General features: G+C 44.4%; 17 protein-coding genes. 14 read left to right on the top strand and 3 right to left on the bottom strand.

Annotation, left to right across the window (positions count from 1 at the left end):
• The first annotated feature begins 17 nt into the window (after window positions 1-17).
• From flgG to ICW03_RS08750, 12 genes are all read left to right on the top strand, one after another.
• Complete coding sequence (gene flgG, locus ICW03_RS08805; protein ID WP_215347429.1) at window positions 18-806, top strand: flagellar basal-body rod protein FlgG; 789 nt, start codon at window positions 18-20, stop codon at window positions 804-806.
• The gene (locus tag ICW03_RS08800) at window positions 806-1,528 is read left to right on the top strand and encodes a flagellar basal body L-ring protein FlgH (protein WP_215347427.1); all 723 of its coding nucleotides are present in this window, start codon (window positions 806-808) and stop codon (window positions 1,526-1,528) included. The genes flgG and ICW03_RS08800 overlap by 1 nt, the downstream gene beginning before the upstream one ends.
• A gap of 8 nt (window positions 1,529-1,536) precedes the next feature.
• Complete coding sequence (locus ICW03_RS08795) at window positions 1,537-2,661, top strand: flagellar basal body P-ring protein FlgI (protein ID WP_215347425.1); 1,125 nt, start codon at window positions 1,537-1,539, stop codon at window positions 2,659-2,661.
• Entirely contained in the window at window positions 2,661-3,098 is a 438-nt protein-coding gene (locus ICW03_RS08790; RefSeq protein ID WP_215347424.1) for a hypothetical protein, read from the top strand. Before ICW03_RS08795 ends, ICW03_RS08790 begins: the two co-directional genes overlap by 1 nt.
• 13 nt (window positions 3,099-3,111) lie before the next feature.
• A complete protein-coding gene (locus ICW03_RS08785) occupies window positions 3,112-5,253 on the top strand; it encodes a flagellar basal body rod C-terminal domain-containing protein (protein WP_215347422.1) in 2,142 nt (713 codons plus the stop codon).
• Between the two features lie 10 nt (window positions 5,254-5,263).
• Window positions 5,264-6,130: a flagellin gene (locus ICW03_RS08780; protein WP_215347420.1), complete on the top strand. Its 867-nt coding sequence runs from the start codon at window positions 5,264-5,266 to the stop codon at window positions 6,128-6,130.
• 19 nt (window positions 6,131-6,149) lie between these two features.
• On the top strand, window positions 6,150-7,010 hold the full coding sequence (gene motA, locus ICW03_RS08775) for a flagellar motor stator protein MotA (protein WP_215347418.1): 861 nt from the start codon (window positions 6,150-6,152) through the stop codon (window positions 7,008-7,010).
• A 5-nt stretch (window positions 7,011-7,015) separates the two neighbouring features.
• Window positions 7,016-8,047, top strand: a complete 1,032-nt coding sequence (motB, locus tag ICW03_RS08770) for a flagellar motor protein MotB (protein WP_215347416.1) — start codon at window positions 7,016-7,018, stop codon at window positions 8,045-8,047.
• 4 nt (window positions 8,048-8,051) lie between these two features.
• On the top strand, window positions 8,052-8,831 hold the full coding sequence (locus tag ICW03_RS08765) for a hypothetical protein (RefSeq protein ID WP_215347414.1): 780 nt from the start codon (window positions 8,052-8,054) through the stop codon (window positions 8,829-8,831).
• A 27-nt stretch (window positions 8,832-8,858) separates the two neighbouring features.
• Entirely contained in the window at window positions 8,859-9,266 is a 408-nt protein-coding gene (locus ICW03_RS08760; protein WP_215347412.1) for a hypothetical protein, read from the top strand.
• A 34-nt stretch (window positions 9,267-9,300) separates the two neighbouring features.
• Window positions 9,301-9,894: a tetratricopeptide repeat protein gene (locus tag ICW03_RS08755; protein ID WP_215347410.1), complete on the top strand. Its 594-nt coding sequence runs from the start codon at window positions 9,301-9,303 to the stop codon at window positions 9,892-9,894.
• Between the two features lie 66 nt (window positions 9,895-9,960).
• Window positions 9,961-11,094, top strand: a complete 1,134-nt coding sequence (locus tag ICW03_RS08750; protein ID WP_215347408.1) for a flagellar biosynthesis protein FlhB — start codon at window positions 9,961-9,963, stop codon at window positions 11,092-11,094.
• Here the strand turns inward: ICW03_RS08750 and ICW03_RS08745 are convergent.
• Together ICW03_RS08745 and ICW03_RS08740 are read right to left on the bottom strand one after the other, a co-directional pair.
• A complete protein-coding gene (locus tag ICW03_RS08745; RefSeq protein ID WP_215347406.1) occupies window positions 11,091-11,657 on the bottom strand; it encodes a hypothetical protein in 567 nt (188 codons plus the stop codon). The genes ICW03_RS08750 and ICW03_RS08745 overlap by 4 nt on opposite strands.
• A gap of 254 nt (window positions 11,658-11,911) precedes the next feature.
• Complete coding sequence (locus ICW03_RS08740) at window positions 11,912-12,847, bottom strand: M23 family metallopeptidase (protein WP_215347404.1); 936 nt, start codon at window positions 12,845-12,847, stop codon at window positions 11,912-11,914.
• A 106-nt stretch (window positions 12,848-12,953) separates the two neighbouring features.
• On the opposite strand from ICW03_RS08740, the gene ICW03_RS08735 reads away from it, so the two are divergent.
• Entirely contained in the window at window positions 12,954-13,328 is a 375-nt protein-coding gene (locus tag ICW03_RS08735; RefSeq protein ID WP_215347402.1) for a hypothetical protein, read from the top strand.
• An 18-nt stretch (window positions 13,329-13,346) separates the two neighbouring features.
• Here ICW03_RS08735 and ICW03_RS08730 read toward each other — a convergent pair whose 3' ends face one another.
• Window positions 13,347-13,787 (bottom strand): surface-adhesin E family protein, encoded by a 441-nt coding sequence (locus tag ICW03_RS08730; RefSeq protein ID WP_215347401.1) that lies wholly within the window; start codon window positions 13,785-13,787, stop codon window positions 13,347-13,349.
• 128 nt (window positions 13,788-13,915) lie between these two features.
• Between ICW03_RS08730 and ICW03_RS08725 the strand changes: the two genes are divergently transcribed.
• Window positions 13,916-14,254, top strand: a complete 339-nt coding sequence (locus ICW03_RS08725) for a polymer-forming cytoskeletal protein (protein WP_215347399.1) — start codon at window positions 13,916-13,918, stop codon at window positions 14,252-14,254.
• Window positions 14,255-14,258: the final 4 nt, after the last annotated feature.

Raw genomic sequence — 14,258 nt, 5'->3', positions numbered from 1 at the left:
GAGAAAAAGAGAAAAATATGTTACGTTCATTATGGATCGCAAAAACTGGGATGGACGCCCAGCAGTTCAATCTAGATGTTATTTCTAATAACTTAGCAAACTCATCGACTACTGCGTTCAAACGCGTTCAGCCGATGTTTCAGGATTTGCTTTATACCTCATTAAGAACCGCTGGTTCTGCAGCAAACGCACAAAATCTACTGCCTTCAGGTTTGCAAATTGGTTCTGGTGCTGCAGTAACTTCAACAGAGCGAAATAATATTCAAGGCGGTTTAGTACAAACTGGTAACCAGTTAGACGTAGCAATTCAAGGTAATGGCTTTTTCCAAATTCAGTTAGCTGACGGTACTTTGTCATACACGCGAAATGGTCAATTTAGTCGTAGCGCTACAGGCCAGATTGTCACGCAGTCAGGTAACGTGGTTGCTGGCGCAGGCATTATTCCAGCAAACGCAACTTCTGTGACCATTAATCAGGCAGGATTAGTTCAATATACCTTGCAGGGAAATACAACAGCTATTCAGGCTGGTCAGATAACAATGGCTAACTTTGTTAATCCAGCAGGTTTATTGGCGTTAGGCGGAGGAAATTTTATACCCACTCCTGCATCAGGCACAGCGCAAAACAGTATTGCCGGTACAAATGGTATGGGTACAACTAACCAGTACTACATCGAGCAGTCTAACGTGAACGTTGCTGAAGAATTGGTGAATTTGATCGCTGCTCAGCGTGCATACGAAATTAATACCAGAGCAGTAACAGCGTCAGATCAGATCTTGCAACGTGTTTCGAATATGGGTCAGTAATGATTAGCTTAGTAATCGCCAATCGTGGCCTTATTTCTATAGCGTGTTGTGCCGTTGTGCTCGCGGGGTGTGCTAGTGCGGACCGTCCTACCTTACTTAATACTCCTGTCACAGCAAGGCCGCGTCCAATTCAGGAGACTTCTGCCAATATGGGTAGCCTATACCCTGCTAATTCAGGCGGGCCTTATGTTAATGCGGTGAGTCATCGTCCCTTATTTGAAGATCGCCGTGCGCGCAATGTGGGCGATACGTTGACTGTTTTGTTAAATGAAACAACTAGTGCAGCTAAAAATACCGGATCTTCTGCAGCTAGAAAAGCCAATGCGAGTTCTCAGTTTGGTAATACTGGCTCAACTCCTTTTGGTCCATACACTAGTATTGCTACTATCGGAAACTTTAGTGGCACTGGCGACATTAAGAGTGAAGGTGCTGGAGCGAGCGCCGCTAGCAATACCTTTGCCGGAACGATTACCGTAACAGTTGTAGAAGTGCTCTCAAATGGTAATTTAGTGGTAGCTGGTGAAAAGCAAGTTGCCGTGAGTAATGAGGAAGAAATTATTCGCTTTGGTGGTGTAGTGAATCCAAATACCTTAGTGTTTAATCAAGTCTCTTCACAGCAGGTGGCTGACGCGCGCATTGAATACCGTGGTCGCGGTCAAACCGATGATTCACAAGGGGCTGGCTGGGTTACTAGGCTTATGCTAAAACTGTCCCCGTTCTGATCAAGCATATGAAATTGATTAGCCTCCGATTCAAAAAATACTTTCTGCTAGCAGTTAGTGTTGGGCTAGTCTCGGGTAATTGCTTTGCAGACCGCATCAAAGACTTTACTGATATTGCTGGTCAGCGTAATAACCAACTAGTTGGATACGGTCTGGTAGTGGGTCTTGATGGTACTGGTGACCAAACAACTCAAACACCATTTACATTGCAAAGTGTCTTGCAAATGATCGGTGTTTTAGGTGTAACTATTCCACAGGGTGGTGGCCAAACTCAATTGCGTAATACTGCTGCAGTCATGGTGACAGCTGATTTTCCAGCCTTGGCCCGCCCAGGTCAGCAAATTGATATTACTGTTTCCTCATTGGGAAACGCCACGAGTCTTAAAGGCGGTACATTAGTAATGACGCCTTTAAAGGCTGCCGATGGTCAAGTATATGCACAAGCACAGGGAAGTTTAGTCATCGGTGGATCAAGAGCAGCAAGTGGCGGAGCAGCAACCTCTGTTAATCACCTCAATGCTGGCAGAATTCCATCGGGAGGCATCATTGAAAAAGCGGTACCTTCGTTATTAGCGGATGAATTTGTTCAGATCGATTTACGGGTAGCTGATTTTGCAATGATGCAAAAAACAGCTGAAGCCATCGGCAGAAGATTTGGGCTGGGTACAGCGCTACCAATCGACGCAAGATCTATGAATGTACGTGTGCCTGTTGAGCCGTTAAGAAGAACAGCTTTTATGGCAGCCCTACAAGACTTGGATGTGCCCGTAGTTAGTGGTCCGGCACGTGTTATCTTAAATTCAAGGACGGGTTCAGTAGTGATGAACCAAGCAGTTCAGTTATCGCCCTCGGCTGTAGCGCACGGAAATTTAACTGTAAAAGTTCAGAAGAGCCCCACCATTAGTCAGCCCTTACCTTTTAGTCGTGGACAAACAACAATTGCGACCCAGGATACTGCCACGATTGAAGATAGCGGCAAAGAAAACAGCTTAATCGCAATTCCAGGCGGGGCTTCTTTGGACCAAGTAGTGAGAGCGCTAAATATGTTGGGCGCAACACCGCAAGATTTAATTGCAATTTTGCAGTCCTTAAAGTCCGCCGGCGCATTACGCGCAGAGCTTGAGGTGATTTAATGACTACGAATTCAATTACGCCATCAATTGATTGGGCCAGCGGTAGGCTAATTTCCAATAATGTTGTCGCCCCAAGCGCAAGCTCAACAGATGACAAGCTAAAAAAGGCTGCTCAAGGATTTGAGCGTACGTTAATACGTCAAATGCTCAGCACAGTTCGAAAAATTGATTTAAGTGGAAATGATTCAACCAGTACCTCAAAATCCTATCTTGAGATTATGGATGACCATTTGGCTGATTTGCTATCCCAGGGAAAAGGAATGGGGTTCGGAACAAAAATGGCCGAACAACTGATTCAACAAGCTAATGCAGCCAAATTAAGCGGAAACGGACAAATTGCCGTTAAACCTATAAATGCACCAAGAGAAGTAAGCGTTTCAGCTGAAACCATTCAGGGCCTGAAAAGACCCGATGGTTTTATCGTCGCGCCTAAATAAGTAAGGAAGCAACATGGGTATCTACTCCATCACCGAATCAGCAATGGCAGGTCTTAATATCGCGCAAGCCGGTATTTTGACGACCTCCCAAAACGTTGCCGGCACCACAGTAGATGGGTATTCACGTCGAAATGCTAGCGTGATTATGGATTCATTGGCGCCAAACTCGCTAATGCTAAATGGTAGTAGTTTTGCAGTTGAAGGATTCACCCGTCAGTATTCCTCGTTAATTGGATCTCAATTACTCAGTCAACAAGCTAAATCGAGTTATTCCGATACCTTGGTGCAATATACCAATTCCGTTGATAGTTTGGTGGCTGATAAATCTGCCGGTTTGAATACTGCAATCGGTGATTTTTTTAATGCTGTTGGTGCATATGCGGCAGATCCAACAAATAAGTCGATGGCTGGGGCGATTACTGGCACAGCAAATGCGGTAGCGCAACGCATGACAGGCATGAGTAGTTTGGTTACTCAAATTCAAAGTGATTCTCGCAAAGCACTGGTTGATACCGTTGCACAAGTCAATACCTTGTTGCCTTCATTGGCTAGCGTGAATCAAAAAATAGTGAATGGTAATAGCCCGGGCAATAGCGCTCCATCTGCTGATTTATTGGATGAACGCGATCGTTTATTGGCGAAATTACAGCAGTTAGTCGGCGGTCAAAGTTTAATTAACGCAGATGGTACTGCTACCCAATTGGTTGCAGGTCAGCCCCTAGTAGAGAGAGCCATCGCTAACAAAGTAACGATTAATGCAGATCAGAATAGTGTAGCCTTAACTTTTAATTTGCAAAATGGACCTACAAAAGGTGTTTTGACAACCGTTCAAAGTCTCGACGGTGGTCAGGCTGGAGCCTTATTAGAGTTATCAAATAATTTTGTACCTAACTTACAAAAGCGCTTAGACACCATTGCATTAGGCTTGGTAAAAGTAGCCAACGGCGCAGCACAATCAAGCCCTGGATTGGCAACGAATTTAGCTATTTTCGGTTTTAAGGTTTCCGAGAAAACCTACTCTAGCTTAGCAAGTAATGATGTCACTGGTCTGATTCAAAATGTAGCCAGTGAAAATGATTTAACGGATCTGTATAGTAGTCTTGGTAATGCTGTATCTACAACAAGCGATGTAAAGGTAGGCACGACACCTACATTGGGTACCTATACACGAGTTGCGTCTCTTACTGCAGGATCCCCTCTCATAGTTGGTAACTATACTTTGGCCAAAGTGGGAGCTGATCAGTTATCACTAACAGATGCCTCAGGAAAAACCCAAACTATTTCAGTAGGCGATAGCGTTTCTGGCGGAAGTCAGACACTCGACTTTAATCAAATGGGCATTGTTTTACAGTTGGCCAATACAAGCGCATCACTGAGTGCTGTTGATGCTGCTAGTGCCATTAAAAATGGTATTACTTTACCTATTGGTGGTGCCGCAACGCAAACTATTTCAAATCTTAATTTGCAAAATAATGTCTTGTCGGGCAACTATACCTTGACAAAAGTGGGTGCCAATCAACTTACATTAGCGGGTAATAGCGGTAGTCAAACCATTACGATTGGTGATGGGGTAGCGGGTGGTCAAACTCTCAACTTTAGTCAAATGGGTGTTTCTCTTACACTGACAGATTCGAGCAACCCAGTGCAGACGGCCGCAACGATCGCCGGGTATTTGGATGGCAAAGTATTGACTTTGAGTGCGGCGACAGATACCAAAGCATCTATTGCAACTGCCTTAAATGGCAAGGTGATTCGCTTTACCGGAATCTCTACTCCATTGGTTAATTACGGATTAAACGCAGCAAACTTTGTCTCGTTGGCGCCTAGTAACTTTGCTAGCTACTTTAATGGAGCCACCCCCTTAATTTCTTCTGATAAAGCCAATGCATTGCAGAGAATGAGCGCCATCTTTGGTAGTTCAGTTTCTAATATGGTCAATGAAGTTGGCGTTCAAGTGGCCACCTGGAAGAATAATCAGAAAGCCGATACTGCTGTGCTTTCAAATCTGAAATCACAAAGAGACTCGGTGTCGGGCGTTAATCTAGATGAAGAAGCGGCAAATTTATTAAAGTACCAACAGTTATACACGGCTTCAACTAAAGTATTGCAAGCGGGTAATCAAATGTTTACCACCCTTTTATCTATCATGAACTAAGGAGTAGAACATGAGCGTACGATTTAGTTCAAACCAGGTTGTAGATGCAGGTGTCCAAGGAATGGATAATGCCTTAGCTGATGCCATGAGTTGGAACCAAAAAATTACCACTGGTAAGCAATACAGCAAGGCATCAGATAACGCTTATGCTGTTTCTAGAGGTGTGCGCTTAGATTTTGATATTTCTCGCCTGGATATGTTTAAGGCAAACCAGAATTTCGTTTCCAGTAGTCATGCCAATGCCCAGACGCAAATGGATAGCATGGTGAATGAGATGAATAGCTTAAAGCAGCTATTTGTGCAGTCACAAAGTGGCGCCTTGAATAAGTCTAATTTCGCAGCATTGCAGGTACAAGCTTCACAAATTCGAGATACCATTAAGAATCAAATGACCGCCAAAGACGCCACTGGCAATCCTATTTTTAACGACACAGTCAATAATGTCCAAATAGAGCCTAATGTGACAGTCAAATCTGGAGTTCAATTTAACGATGCTTTTGGCTCTGGTGGCACCTTGGCTGTACCAGAAAATTCAGCCATGTACGTCAATATTGACCGTTTTGTCACCTATTTGGGTGAAATGGCCTCCGGAACAAACCCATCCAGGACCGCTGTAGCAGTCTCGGACGGCCTAAATACCTCTTTTGACCAATTAACAATGGCAGAGCAGCGTAGCGGTGGCGTGGCTTCTCAGGTCGACAATTCCAAGTCCGCAATGGGCGCTTTTGGCACCCAGATGGCTGCTTCCCAGTCCGCATTATTAGATACCGACATGGCTGCGGCCACAGCGTCTTATACTAGAGCTCAGACTTTACTGAATGCAGCCCAGGCAATGTTTGCTAGACTGCAGCAAAGTAACTTATTTTCAAAACTATAAAACCTGAGTAAACCGAAGTATGAATATACCTTTAGGGTGGATTATTGCGCTAGCTTGTGCCCTTGGGGGTTATGCTTTGCATGGCGGCCATATTATGGTTTTATGGCAACCAACCGAGGTGTTAACCATTGTTGGTGCAGCTGTCGGAACGATGATTGCTTCTAACAGCATGATTAACTTGAAGAAGACTTTGTCGGCTTTGGGTGGTGCATTTAAATCTAAGAGTAACGTTAAGCAGATGCATTTAGATTTGCTGTGCTTAATGTTTGAGATTTTGCAAAAGATTAAGCGTGATGGTTTGATGTCACTAGAAGGCGATATTGAAGAACCAGAGGCAAGCCCTTTGTTTGAAAAATATCCCTTGATTATGAAAGACCATCACTTAGTCGATTTCATCACCGATTATTTACGTATGATGTTAGGTGGCTCTTTAGATGTAATTCAAATTGAAAGTTTGATGGAGCAAGAGCTTGACGTTCATCACCAAGAGACACATATCCCGGTTGCTTCTGTAACTAACGTGGGCGATGGCTTACCAGCGTTCGGTATTGTGGCGGCAGTTATGGGTGTGGTACACACAATGGGATCCATTGGTTTACCGCCAGCAGAACTTGGTAAGCTCATTGGCGCAGCTTTGGTGGGAACCTTCTTGGGTATTTTGCTTGCATATGCGATTGTTTCGCCAGTTGCAAAAGTGCTCGAGCAAAATGCTGAAGCTGATACGCGCGGTTATATGGCAGTTAAAGCAATCTTGATTGCAAGCTTAAATAATTTTCCTCCTGCGGCAGCAGTAGAGTTTGGACGCAAAGTTCTCTTTAGCTACCAACGTCCTACTTTTGCTGAACTTGATGAGGGTACTAAAGCTGTTAAAGGGAAATAAGCAGTATGGCTAAGAACGACGCGCCAATTATTGTTATAAAGCGCGTTAAGAAGGGCGGTCACGGACATCACGGCGGTGCATGGAAGATTGCTTACGCCGACTTTGTAACGGCGATGATGGCCTTCTTTTTGTTGATGTGGGTCCTTGGCTCAACCACTGCTGGTGACTTAGCTGGCATTTCTTCCTACTTTCAAAATCCTTTGCGTGTTTCCTTGTCTGGCGGCCAGGGCTCAGGAGACGCTACCCGCATTATCAAAGGCGGTGGAGACAATATCTCTAAAACAGTTGGTGAAGAATCGCGCGCCGATGCTGATACTGAGCAGCGTCGTATCAGCGACTCCTCTGTGACTGATGTAGAGAACGCGCGTAAGGATAAAACCAAAAACGAGCAAGTTAAAGAGGATATTCAGAAAAAAGTCGAGGCCGATGCTGAGCTGAAAAATGCTAAAGGCCAAGTCTTTATGGATATCACTGCCGAAGGGTTGCGTATACAGGTGGTCGATGAGAAGGGTAAACCACTTTTTAGTAGTGGTGGTACTGTTCCTAGCGTCTCTGCTCGGAGATTGCTCCGTATCATTGGTAAATCTATTCAAATGGCGCCAGGCCCTATTCGTATTGAGGGGCATTCAGATGGCGCTCAGTTTAGCAACGGTCAGGCTGGCTATACCAATTGGGAACTCTCTACTGAGCGAGCAAACGTAGCACGTCGTGAGCTCATTGCTGGTGGACTAGATCCTGCTTTAGTTGTGCAGGTGATTGGTTTTGCTAATACTGTTCCCTTGAATCCTGAAGATTTAAATGACCCGCTGAATCGTCGTATATCGATTACATTGTTAAACAAAAAGCCTAAGCAAGAAGAAAAACCAATAACGCGTCCCGTGGAAAAAGTGCCTGATTCCATTCCGCGTGGAGAGCAAGACATTCCGATTAGTCTGCGTGCTCCGGCACAATTTTTAAATAAAGATAATGCACCGAAGTCGCCTGTGATGGAAATCCCTCCTAAGGTGAGCCCACCTTCGGATAAGTCAGCGAGGTAGAACCTTGTTTACTTATCCTCGTACATGCAGTCTGATACTAGCCTTAGTTTTGGGCTTTACCATAAAGCTTGCATTAGCTAGCAATACAGATCCTCATGTTGTTTCAGCGGCCACCTCATCGGATTCTGATGCATCTAGCACGGAAGCAAAGAAGCTTTATAAGCGCTATAAAAAAGCCTACGATAAAAGCATTGTGGCTATTGCGTGCGTACGCGATCCTAAATGTATCGAGCCTGAAGACGCAGTTTTGCGATACAGTAAAGATGCTTTAAAAATATTGCAAAAGTTAGATCAGTTGGCTGCCGAAGGTGATGTGCAGGCTAGTTATTACCGAGGCTTAATCGCTTATGAGCGGGGGAAGTCTTATGATCAGCAAGCTGAGCAAATTACCCATCCTGACTTTATTCTGACGGCAACGGTTTATCGTCGCTATGCAAAAGAGCAGTTTACTTTGGCGGATAAATATTTGAGTGTGCCTGCAAAGCAAAAAAATGCACGGGCGAATCAGTATCTGGGCGACATTTATAGTTCGGCAATTTTAGGTGCACCTCGTAAAGATAAGGCAACAAATTACTATTACACTGCTGCAATAGCTTATCTAGATGCGGGCAATAAGATTGATGGAGCCAAAATGTATAACGCCATGAAGGAAAATGCTAATCCAGCAGATTCACGAATTGTTCAGGTGTACGCAAAGCTTCACAATGAAGAGCCAATAGCTAATTGGCGCAAGTTGCCTGACGATTTAATAAAAAGTGCACCAAAAAAGGCGCAGCATCATTAAGAACGGTTTAATTGGAGAGTTCATAGCATGAATGAAAAGATGGAATTAGCGGGTCGATTGCTAAAAAAACTGCTCAAATGGTTTATCTTGCCATTGGTATTGATCATTGCCTTTTTTCTGATGGGTGAGCAGTTTGAAGTAGGTAGACTCTCAGCCATTGCCAGTTGTGAAGGCAGTTTAAATACAGCTTCTTGCATACGTAGCAAAGGTTATTTAGCAGGCTATCCTTATTACCCAGACTTAACCCGCCGTTATTTTGGCTCGTTTGCACGCTTTATTGGTGGGGATCTTGGGGCGAGCTATAGAGTTGAGCCTCAACCCTTGCCGGCCCTCAAGGTCAATAAGGATGGCGAAAATCCTGAGGATGATCCAGAAGAAAAGGATGATGCGCCACCCCCAGCTACTAAAGATAAGTTACCTCCTGCTAAGAAGTAAAGAGACACTCTTTAGTCGCTCTAGGTAAATCATCATGCGTTTATTAAATTGGCACCTAGCTCTGCGGGTGCCACTTTTTGTTGGACTGCTTGTTTGCATCATAGCTTGTTCAGAATATCGTCAAGCCCGATCAGCTTATGAGGCGGGCGATTACGTCAAAGCCTTTCAAATATTTAAGGCACTCTCTGAGGCTGGAGACAATCAGGCTCAATATGATTTATCGCTCATGTATCTCCAGGGCATTGGCACTTCCAAGAATATTGAGCAAGGATGGGTCTGGATGAATCGTGCAGCCGAAAAGGGCAATATTCAAGCAATGCTAGAGCTTGGGGTCCGTTATCAAAAGAGTCCTAATTTGGAAAATAGTGAGGCTATGGCTTTTCAGTGGTTTGAAAAAGCGGCCATGGCAGGCAGTGCGGCTGGGCAATATAACTTAGCCCATCTTTATGAAGAGGGTAATCAAACCCCGGTTGACTTGGTTAAAGCCTATGTTTGGATGAGTTTATCGAACAAATCAGGCAATCCGATAGCGCAATCCGAAGCAAAGACAATCAAGGCAAAGCTTAGCCCAGAAGAACTGGCTAAGGCTAACGAGCAATTGGAAGCATTGAAAAAGCAGCTACCTTAGGGTCTTGCCAGGGCTTTAAATCGTTTATTCTTCTCGTTAGGTAGTTTATAGAGATGGAGTAGCGCTTTGGCAGAATCAGGCGATAACGCCCAAGAACGGGAGCTAGAACCGAGTGAGCGGCGAATACTACGCGCGCGCGAACAAGGTCAATTACCGCAATCGAGAGATATTGCCACCTTTGCGTTGCTGACGGTGCTGGCAATCTTTCTGATTGCTGCTGGCCCAATGCTATTAAAGCAATTAGTCATGATGACTGTATCTAGCTTTGAGTTTTCTAAACCCATTCAATTGTTAGATCACATTCAGGAGTGGCTAAATGGGCCCTTGTTAGTTGTATTGGGCTTGCTTGGACTCATTTTTTTGCCCATCTGGTTAGTAGCGGTTCTGGCACCTTTATCGCTTGTGAACTTTCGGGCGTACTTTGCGCCCAAATTCGATTTAGGTCGCCTCGATTTTATGAGTGGCATTGGAAGGATGGTTTCCTTAAATGCACTGGCAGAACTGGTTAAAAATATTCTGAAAACTGCTCTAGTGCTTGGTATTGGATTAGCATATTTATCCGGCCTGTTTGTTTATATCCGCTCGATTGTGAGTCAGGATTTTGATGCGGCCCTATTACATACTTCCTACTTCATTCTCAATGGTTTTCTATTGCTGATGATTCCTCTTATGCTAATTGCCATTGGAGATGGCTGGCTACAGTGGTTTAACTTCCGTAAGCAAATTCGGATGAGTCCTGAAGAAATGAAGCAGGAGATGAAAGAGTCAGAGGGCTCTCCAGAAATCAAACAACGCCTGCGCCAGCGTCAACGTCAAATTGCTTCTTCTCGAATGATGTCCGCGATTGAGCGCGCTGACGTGGTCTTGGTTAACCCAGAGCATTATGCTGTTGCATTACGTTATGACATCGAAAAAATGGCGGCACCGATTGTCTTGGCTAAGGGGGTGGATCAAGTCGCACTGCGCATTAAAGAAGTTGCGCGTGAACATGATGTGCCAGTAGCCGAGATCCCTCCTCTGGCTCGTTATCTTTATAGCCAGCTAGAAATCGGTGAAATGATCCCGATGTCATTATTTGAAGCGATTGCGAAAATCTTGGCTTGGGCTTATGAAGTTAAAGAAGCGGGTGGGGTAGAGTCACAAGTGCCGGAAGTGAACTTTGTACGTGAGCAAATCAAGCCTGGCAAAGCCATGCTTTAATTCATGACGCTTTTTGCAAAAGTAGTTCCCACATCTTCAGGGAAGAAATAGACCAGCATTAATTCGTTGCGATTATTTAAGCTGCGCCCAACCTGAAAGGCGACCTGTCCGCCACCAAACACGTAAGTTTTAGATTTCTTGATACCGGCCGCAAAGGCGCTCTCTTGACCTTCTGATGGGGTGTAGTCCAGCCCATACTTAATGGTGAAGCGCTCAATAATGGTGTCAGCCACATCTTTCTTGAAGTAGCCCAACTCTTTTTTCATGAGAACCAGGCGACCTGCCTCGTTATAGATGAGCCAGATCGATTCTTCTTGATCGCCATTTTTCATCTTGCAGCTAAAGGAAAGCTCGTAAGCAGTGCAATTGTATTTTTCTTTTGCCTCTTCGCGTGTGGTGTTAAATGGAATACCAGCATAGTCTTCCATTGGCATCTTGACGACTTTGGTATCGGGTAGCCAAACCTCAGTTTTGGCTTGCTCCTCTTTTGCGCTACAGGCGCATAAAAGTGCTATCAGAATGCAAAGGGCAGCGCTACGAAATGTCGTCAATTGAAATGCCATGCCACCTCTCCTTGGAGTCTTAGTAAAAAGTACTAATTTCACTATACATTAACTAGCTTAGTTTCTCTAGCGCCTTGCGATGTATTGCTAGCTTATCAGCACTATTACTTTGCACGTCACACGCATGCATTCAGGGTCAAAGCATCTCCAATCAAGTTTGAGGTTGCTAGCTTGTGTTGTCTCTAACTACTGCTTGTAGATGATTTTTTATTGGTAGTTTTTACTAAATTCTATTGCAAGCAAATTTCAGCTGCTTACCAATATGCTGAAGGCGGCGCGTAGACTAAGATTTTTGCCGGATTGAGGTAGTTACTGTTTTGATGGATTTCATAGTGTAGGTGGGGACCGGTTGAGCGACCTGTAGAACCCGATAAGGCAATGGGCTGACCACGAGTAATGACCTGGCCAATCTTGACTAGAAGCTTACTGTTATGAGCGTACTTAGAAATAAACCCATCACCATGGGCAATTTCAACAAAATTTCCATAGGCTGGGTCTAAACCAGCCTTGATCACTGTGCCGTCACCTGAAGCAACGATCTGCGTGCCAGCAGGCGTAACAAAGTCAACACCTGAGTGCTGTGCGAGCTGCTTTGTAAATGGGTCTACGCGCACGCCAAAATTGCTAGTCATGCCCAGGCGCGCATCAATCGGGGGGCCAATTGGTAGGGTGCGTAACCACTGATATTGCTTTTCCCATTCAGGGGCGGACTTATTAAAGATCTCGGCCATTTCAGTGGATTTATTAACGGCATCTTCAAAATTCTCAGCCAGGCTTTTAGTAGGCTCCAGCTTAAAGTTCACAGGCTTTAAGGGACCGCCCAGGTTGCTTGAATCAGTGAATTTCGTTTTTGCTGTGTAAGGTGTGGAAATGGCTAAGTAGCGATCTTTAATGGACTTGATTTCATTAAATTGCATGGCAGCTTTAGCCAGCTCGCCTTGAATCTTGTTAAATTCTTTAGTGTATCTGGCATCCAGTGCCATGCGCTCTTTCACCGTTACAACGCCACTCACTTCTCTTGCAAATTCGGGGTTCACTTCCAGGGCTATGTGAATGCCGGTTGAAAAAATTAATATCCCTAACGCTAAAAATGAAGCGATCACAATCATCCCAACGCGCACCAGACGCTCTTTGGTAATGTTAATTTGTTGAATTGCCCCGGTAGAGCCCGATACCCAAAATAATTGCATTAAAATTCTATAAGTATTTGATTTATTTAAATTAAATCTTCAGTAAAGCAATGTTAGGCCATATAATAACCTTATAAATCGCCAATTTTAGCTCTAAGATAAATCTGTGAAAACCTCTCCTGTCCTCATATCGCCCTTTTGCAACTTCTTGCGAGCTGCATGCAGACTATTGGGAGCGGTTTTAATTGTTGGAGCATCCCCTGCTAAAGCCGCCATCATTGGGCAGATGCCTTCCTTTAGCGATATTTTGTATATCACCGGCGAGCCTTGCACCTCCGAGACAGGCAAGGTTGAGCCAAATTGGTATTTTTCCTATTCAGTTAATGCCCTGGGCACTGTGACACGCAGCTGTTATGTTCGGTACAACGATCAAATCTGGATTAGGGGTCCTTATGGCTCGGAATCTACCTTCCCGATGAGTTATTTTTCTAAGCCAGCAGCTAGCGGTTCGGCTGATGCCTCTCCCGAGGTAAAGCAGTAATTTAGTAACATTTGGGGTTTAATTTGGGGTTTTGGGCGGTTTGCAGAAGAACTTGTAAATTACATAACTCATCGTGTCAGGAATAACCCGCTCCCAGTCCGAATTTGAGGTGTCGGCCTGATCTACACTCACTCCAGACCCCTCTTGGCCGGAATAGTAGCCAATATAAAACTGTTTATAGCTTTCATAGCCAGTTCTGCAGGAATAGGAAATATCTTGAATGACCGATTGTGTTGGCTGGCCATTTGGCGCTGTCAAGGTTTCGGTGTAACTTATCAAAAGCCAGGTACTAACTTCCTGAGCAGCGGTATCTATGACGGTTTTGCTGTCTTCGTAATAGTAGACATTACCAAGGTTATCGTTTGACAGGAATGCCCATTTGGCATGAGCCGAAATAAATGGATTGAGTAAAAAAGCCGTTAACGCAGCTAAGGCTATATTTTTGTAGGAAATTGACATTTTGATACCCAAAGTGGAAATACGAATTTTGTAAGCAATATTTGTATTTTAAGGCCCAAAATCAAGGATCTACTGCTAGAATCGCTAGAATCTTTATTAAACACAATGCGCGCTAAGGAGTGCTAAGAATGGCTGAAGTAAATCAACTAGGTTGCCTATTCGTGGGTGAGGGCGTAGTACTAAAGGGCAATTTTGAGGTCCCAGATATCGCGTCTATTTCTGGAACTGTAGAGGGCGAGCTTACTGCTAAGCAGGTGTTAATCGAGGCTACAGGAACTGTGCGCGGAAAATTGACCGGTGAGTCTATTGATATTCGTGGTGAAGTAAATGAATACATTTCTTCAACTCGTAGTTTGATTATTCGTTCTACTGGAAAAGTGACCGGCTCAATCAATTACTCTGAAATTGAAATTGAGAAGGGCGGTCATCTACATGGTGACTTGCACAACCTTAATCCCCATTCTTAATTTT

The sequence above is a fragment of the Polynucleobacter sp. MWH-Aus1W21 genome, from assembly GCF_018687275.1.
Lineage (GTDB): Bacteria > Pseudomonadota > Gammaproteobacteria > Burkholderiales > Burkholderiaceae > Polynucleobacter.
This window is presented reverse-complemented; position numbering and strand designations above follow the sequence as displayed.

Excerpts from the sequence above, each read along its gene's own strand:
- flgG (WP_215347429.1), top strand. The coding sequence starts at position 18 with ATGTTACGTTCATTATGGATCGCAAAAACTGGGATGGACGCCCAGCAG.
- ICW03_RS08800 (WP_215347427.1), top strand. The coding sequence starts at position 806 with ATGATTAGCTTAGTAATCGCCAATCGTGGCCTTATTTCTATAGCGTGT.
- ICW03_RS08795 (WP_215347425.1), top strand. The coding sequence starts at position 1,537 with ATGAAATTGATTAGCCTCCGATTCAAAAAATACTTTCTGCTAGCAGTT.
- ICW03_RS08790 (WP_215347424.1), top strand. The coding sequence starts at position 2,661 with ATGACTACGAATTCAATTACGCCATCAATTGATTGGGCCAGCGGTAGG.
- ICW03_RS08785 (WP_215347422.1), top strand. The coding sequence starts at position 3,112 with ATGGGTATCTACTCCATCACCGAATCAGCAATGGCAGGTCTTAATATC.
- ICW03_RS08780 (WP_215347420.1), top strand. The coding sequence starts at position 5,264 with ATGAGCGTACGATTTAGTTCAAACCAGGTTGTAGATGCAGGTGTCCAA.
- motA (WP_215347418.1), top strand. The coding sequence starts at position 6,150 with ATGAATATACCTTTAGGGTGGATTATTGCGCTAGCTTGTGCCCTTGGG.
- motB (WP_215347416.1), top strand. The coding sequence starts at position 7,016 with ATGGCTAAGAACGACGCGCCAATTATTGTTATAAAGCGCGTTAAGAAG.
- ICW03_RS08760 (WP_215347412.1), top strand. The coding sequence starts at position 8,859 with ATGAATGAAAAGATGGAATTAGCGGGTCGATTGCTAAAAAAACTGCTC.
- ICW03_RS08755 (WP_215347410.1), top strand. The coding sequence starts at position 9,301 with ATGCGTTTATTAAATTGGCACCTAGCTCTGCGGGTGCCACTTTTTGTT.
- ICW03_RS08745 (WP_215347406.1), bottom strand. The coding sequence starts at position 11,657 with ATGGCATTTCAATTGACGACATTTCGTAGCGCTGCCCTTTGCATTCTG.
- ICW03_RS08740 (WP_215347404.1), bottom strand. The coding sequence starts at position 12,847 with ATGCAATTATTTTGGGTATCGGGCTCTACCGGGGCAATTCAACAAATT.
- ICW03_RS08730 (WP_215347401.1), bottom strand. The coding sequence starts at position 13,787 with ATGTCAATTTCCTACAAAAATATAGCCTTAGCTGCGTTAACGGCTTTT.
- ICW03_RS08725 (WP_215347399.1), top strand. The coding sequence starts at position 13,916 with ATGGCTGAAGTAAATCAACTAGGTTGCCTATTCGTGGGTGAGGGCGTA.